This window comes from Coprococcus sp. ART55/1, assembly GCF_000210595.1.
Lineage (GTDB): Bacteria > Bacillota > Clostridia > Lachnospirales > Lachnospiraceae > Coprococcus > Coprococcus aceti.
Genome location: NC_021018.1, coordinates 350875 through 352485, shown reverse-complemented (window position 1 = coordinate 352485; position 1611 = coordinate 350875). Strand labels below are relative to the sequence as shown.

Annotated in this window: 4 protein-coding genes; all 4 read left to right on the top strand. The window is 32.5% G+C overall.

Annotated features, from left to right (window positions below):
- Positions 1-396: HNH/ENDO VII family nuclease (locus CCU_RS01640; protein WP_208895900.1), on the top strand; the 396-nt coding region annotated here is incomplete at its 5' end.
- Between the two features lie 3 nt (positions 397-399).
- Positions 400-819 (top strand): SMI1/KNR4 family protein, encoded by a 420-nt coding sequence (locus CCU_RS01635; protein ID WP_015533326.1) that lies wholly within the window; start codon positions 400-402, stop codon positions 817-819.
- Positions 820-888: 69 nt separating this feature from the next.
- Positions 889-1404 (top strand): hypothetical protein, encoded by a 516-nt coding sequence (locus tag CCU_RS01630; protein ID WP_015533325.1) that lies wholly within the window; start codon positions 889-891, stop codon positions 1402-1404.
- A gap of 12 nt (positions 1405-1416) precedes the next feature.
- On the top strand, positions 1417-1611 hold a 195-nt coding region (locus tag CCU_RS01625), incomplete at its 3' end, for a hypothetical protein (protein ID WP_208895899.1).

Sequence of the window (1611 nt, the reverse complement as noted above, 5' to 3'; positions counted from 1 at the left end):
GGTTCTGTAATTTACACTTCAGTAGAATATGAAGGCACAGTTAAAGTTAATGGAGAAGTTAGAGATGTAAGTAGAAAGGTATATCAAAGGAATGATATAGATTTTGAGTATTTTGATGAGACAACAGGACTAACAAACTTAGAACGTATGCAGGCTGGCAAGCCTCCTATAGGGACAGATGGTAATGCTATTCAACTACATCATATTTTGCAAAAAGAAGCAGGACCAATGGTTGAGATTCGAGAGATTACACATCAAGAATATTATTCACAGTTGCATGGTCTTATCGAAGATGGAGCAAGTTTTAGAAATGATCCAATATTGAATAAGCAATATAATAATTTTAGACGTTCATATTGGAAATGGAGAGCAGAGCAAATCGTAGGAGGAAAATAAAATATGTATGATAAAATTGTTAAGATTATAAGTCAATATGAAGAAAAAGGTGATTTTACACATCCTAATGTAGATGATAAAGATTTATATGATGCAGAAAAAATATTAAATTTAAAAATTCCAGAGCAGTATGTTTGGTTTTTGAAAAATTATGGGCATGGTGGACTGGATGGCATTGAAACATTGGGTGTAGGTAAAAATGGCAAAATGATATTTGTGGAAAAGACACTAGAATTCAGGTCATATGGGTTGAATGACGATAAGATTGTAATAGAAAATTGTGACGAATGGATTTATTGTATTGATGTAAAAACTGGAGCCGTTATGATGTGGTCACAAGGAGATAAAAAGTACAAGATTAATTATAAAAATTTTATTGAATATCTAAATGATAGAATCAGTGATGCTATAGAAAATATGTAATATTTATAAAATTAAATTTAATTATGTCTATACTTTAGGACTTCAAAGTCCCTAACTCAAAAAGCTATTATGTCATTTGAGGATGGAAAGCAATATTCATCGTGGAGTAAACTTAGAGAAGAGGGATTGTCACTTGAACAAGTAGAAAAAATAAAAGGCACACCAAAGGGACAGAAACCATTACCAGAAACTTATTTGAGTGAGGAATATATTAATAATCATCTAAATTCATTCAAGAAAAGTGGTGCGGTAAAAATAATGCCAAGTGAGCCATCAGGAACAATTGGTGGTAAAGGTGGTACATTTGTAATGTCTGGGGATGAACTAAGTGAAATAATTCGAAACGCAGATGGGGATGTGGCTAAAATAGAAAGTGTTTTGGGATTAGACAAAGGATATTTAGGAAGTAATCCTGTTATAGTGACAATTCAGGACACATCTAGTTTAAGACTTCCATCTGGCAATGAATTAGGTGCATGGCCGGAATACTGGGAACCAGGCGGCTATACAAGTGGTGGAATAAAAGAAGCAGTTATTAATCCGGCGAAAGAAGGAACATATACATATAAACATTTATTTGAATAGAGGTGCTTTAAAATGAAGTTAATTATAGAAGATGAGGGTATTAGTCTACTGGAAAACAAAGGGCAATATTATCTTCAGTATGATGCAGGAGCGCATATGATAAAGAAAAAAAGAATTGAAATTACAAATGAAGAGGCGGAGTTATGCCAATTAGATGTTGAAGAAATGTATAATCTTATTTTGCAATATCAAAATGATGGTGTATAT